We start from the raw sequence: 3,124 nt of genomic DNA, 5'->3' as shown, positions 1-3,124 counted from the left end.
CACGACGGGCCGCGGCCCGCCGTGCACCCGGACCGTGCCTGTCGGGACCGTTCACTACCGGCGGCCCCCCACGAGCACCCGGCGGGCGCCGTACGCCGCGCCGATCAGCCCGAGCGCGCCGGCGGCCGCGAGGCCGGCGGTCAGCATCGTGCGCTGCTCCTGGGCGGCGAGCCCCGACTGCCCACCCGGCACGGCCCCGGGCGCCTGCTCCATGCCCTCCAGGGTCTGGACGGCGAGGTCCAGGTTCCCGGCCTCGAGGGAGCCCCATGCGTAGACGATGTTGTGGGTCCCCTCGGCGAGCTGGAGGTCGGCCGGGCCGATGACCGGGTCGGTGGTGCCCGCGGCGGCCACGGACGCCGAGACCGTGCCCGCGTCGACGGGCAGGGTCTCCTCGTTCGGGTTCTCGAGCCCGGTGATGATCGCCTGGCCGCCCGCGAGGACGTCAACGGCCGGTGCGGCGGCGATGTGCCGGACGGTCAGGTGCGACTTCCCGGCCTCGACCTCGGACATGTCGTTGGTGAACAGGGCGGCCGTGGGGTTGCCCCCGGCGTCCAGGTGGGCGGCGGCCGTGTAGTTCGTCCCGGCCTGCAGGTCCGCCGTGACGGGGCCGATGATCGGCTCCGCCGCGTCGGCCGCGTCGGGGGCGGTCACGGCCAGCTCGTAGCTGCCGGCGGGCAGCTCCAGCGGGCCGGCCAGCGTGCCGGGGGCGAAGTCGTCGAGGGTGAGCTCGCCGTTGACGTAGACGTCCACGACGGTGTCGGGCACACCGTGGAGCACGGAGAGCTCGGCGTGCTCGGCGGCGAAGGCCGGGCTCATGGTGAGGACACCGGCACCGAGACCGAGGACTGCTGCGGCGGAGAGGGTCTTGCGCATGGTAACTGCTCCTTTGACGGGCTCCCTGGCGGAAGCGGGATCGACCTTGCACCCGTACTACCGGCGCGGACCCGTCCCTGGATGCAGCCGGTCACATTTTTTTCCGGAGGACTCCTCGCTCCCTCCCCACCGCAGATTGGAAGGGCGGCCGATGACCGTCGCCGGCCCGTGGCCGGGCCCCGGTCCGGGCCGGCGACCGGGCCGGCGGGCGGCCGCGAGGAGCAGCCGTGCGAGCACCAGGAGGAACCGTGGACACCCACCGTTTCACCGGCAGGACCGCCGTCGTCACCGGGGCGGGCTCCGGCATCGGCCGCGCCACCGCGCTGCGCCTGGCACGGGAGGGCGCCACCGTGGCCGGCCTGACGAAGAGCACCGCCCTCATGCACCCGGCCGACGGGATCCGCACCAACGCGGTCGCGCCCGGCGCCACGGCCACCCACATCGAGGCGCCCATGGGCTCGGACATCTTCCCGGGGCGCATGGCCGCGTTCATGCAGGACATCCCCTGCACCGCGACGGCGGAGCAGGTCGCCGCCGTGATCGTCTTCCTCGCCTCCGACGACGCCTCCAACGTCAACGGGGCGATCATGCCCTCGGACGGCGGCCGGTCGGCCGTGTGAGGGCGGAGCGGGAGGACGCCCGGCCCACCGTGCCCCGGACGGGACGGGCGTCCTCGCGGGGGGTCACCGCTCCTCGAGCGAGGACCCCTCGTCGCTCGGGTCCTCCAGCACGACCTCCTGCTCCTGCTCCTCGACGTCCGCGGGGTTCGCCTCGAGGGAGGAGGCCTCCGAGCGGTCGTGGTCGTGCGCCGCCGTCTCCTCGTCGTGCCCGTCCGCCTCCGGCGGCTCGGCGTCGATCGTCTGCTCGAAGCGGTCGGCCTCGTCGTACTCGTAGCCCTGACCCGGTACCTCGCTCATGACTGCCTCCTGCGTCGTGGGACCATCGGCGCCACCCGTCCGCGGACCGGCGGCGTGACACCGACCCTACTCGTCCGCCCGTCGGTTCCCAGCCCCGGGGCGGTCGGATAACGTGGTCTGCACCACAGGAAGCACCGCTCAACAGCAGGAGTTGTCCATCATGACGAGTCGATTCCACCGCTACGCCGAACTGTTCAAGAGCAAGGGCCCCTGGTGCACCGTCTACACGGACATCAGCACCGGCACGGTCGACTCGCTGCACGCCATCGACGTCCTTCCGGAGAACATCTGCAGACAGCTCGAGCAGCAGGGCGCGAGCAAGGCCGACCTCGCCGCGGTGGAGAAGGCGGTGCGCCCGGCCGCGGGCGTGCCCGACCCGGTGTGCCGGTACGTCCTGGTGCGCGACGGATCCGTGGAGATCGACGAGGTCCTCCCCGGCCCGCCGGCCGGGCGCGGAGTGGTCCGGGTGGAGGACGTCCCCGATCTCACACCGCTCTTCCGGCACCGCCCGGACGACTTCCCGTACGTCGTGGCCGAGGTCGGCCGGGACGGCGGCGAGATCCGCCTGCAGTACGCCAGCCGTGGCCGCGCCCAGGAGGAGCAGCAGATCGAGGGGGAGACCGAGCACCTGAAGAAGTTCCCGGGCGGCGGCTGGTCCCAGGGTCGCTGGCAGCGGCACACCGAGGACGTGTGGCGGCGCAACACCGAGCAGGTGGCCGAGCAGATCGACAAGGTGGTCGCGGACAGCGGCGCCCAGCTCGTGGTCCTCGCCGGCGACCTGCGGGCGCGCGGTCTCGTGGAGGAGCAGCTGTCGAAGGCCTCCCGTGCCATGCTCAGCGTCGTCGACGCCAACACGCGTGCCGAGGGCAGCAAGTCCGCGGACTTCGACCACCAGGTCGAGGAGCGCGTGGCCGAGGTGATCGCCCACCGTCAGCACGCGCTGCTCGAGCGGCTCGCCGAGCAGCAGGGCCGCCCGGACCCGTCGGCGGTCTCCGGCGTCGAGCCCGTCGTCTCGGCGCTCCAGCAGGCGCAGGTGGAGACGCTGCTCCTCGACGACACGCACCTGGACCACGAGCTGCAGCTGCTCGCCCTGGACGCCGAGCCGTGGATCGCCGTGCAGGAGTCCGAGGCCGTGGGCGGCGTCGTGCTCGGCCCGGTCGCCGCCGACGCCGCGCTCGTGCGCGCCGCCGTGCTGACCGACGGGCGGCCGGTCTTCGTGCCCCCGGGGGCGCTGCCCACGGGCACGGACGTGGCGGCCCTGCTGCGCTGGGGCGCCGCCCCGACCGCCTGACCGGGTCCCGGCCGCCGTGCGGCCCTCGTCGGCCGGACGCCGG

The 3,124-nt window shown here is 74.0% G+C and carries 4 protein-coding genes; 2 read left to right on the top strand and 2 right to left on the bottom strand.

Features of this window, described 5'->3' with window-relative positions; translation table 11 throughout:
- Nucleotides 1-54 precede the first annotated feature (54 nt).
- Nucleotides 55-873 carry a DUF4397 domain-containing protein gene (locus tag ACH9EU_RS15810; RefSeq protein WP_396414858.1) on the bottom strand — a complete coding sequence of 273 codons (819 nt, stop codon included), beginning with the start codon at nt 871-873 and terminating at the stop codon, nt 55-57.
- Between the two features lie 248 nt (nt 874-1,121).
- Between ACH9EU_RS15810 and ACH9EU_RS15805 the strand changes: the two genes are divergently transcribed.
- Nucleotides 1,122-1,493: an SDR family oxidoreductase gene (locus ACH9EU_RS15805; RefSeq protein ID WP_396414857.1), complete on the top strand. Its 372-nt coding sequence runs from the start codon at nt 1,122-1,124 to the stop codon at nt 1,491-1,493.
- A gap of 63 nt (nt 1,494-1,556) precedes the next feature.
- On the opposite strand, the gene ACH9EU_RS15800 is transcribed toward ACH9EU_RS15805, so the two are convergent.
- Nucleotides 1,557-1,790 (bottom strand): hypothetical protein, encoded by a 234-nt coding sequence (locus ACH9EU_RS15800; protein ID WP_396414856.1) that lies wholly within the window; start codon nt 1,788-1,790, stop codon nt 1,557-1,559.
- Between the two features lie 160 nt (nt 1,791-1,950).
- Here ACH9EU_RS15800 and ACH9EU_RS15795 point away from each other — a divergent pair, with 160 nt between their 5' ends.
- Complete coding sequence (locus tag ACH9EU_RS15795) at nt 1,951-3,081, top strand: baeRF2 domain-containing protein (RefSeq protein ID WP_396414855.1); 1,131 nt, start codon at nt 1,951-1,953, stop codon at nt 3,079-3,081.
- Nucleotides 3,082-3,124 lie beyond the last annotated feature (43 nt).

The sequence above is a fragment of the Kocuria rhizosphaerae genome (assembly GCF_044462265.1).
Taxonomy (GTDB): Bacteria; Actinomycetota; Actinomycetes; order Actinomycetales; family Micrococcaceae; genus Kocuria; species Kocuria rhizosphaerae.
Note: the sequence above shows the minus strand (reverse complement) of the source record. Positions and strands in the feature narration are given on the sequence as shown.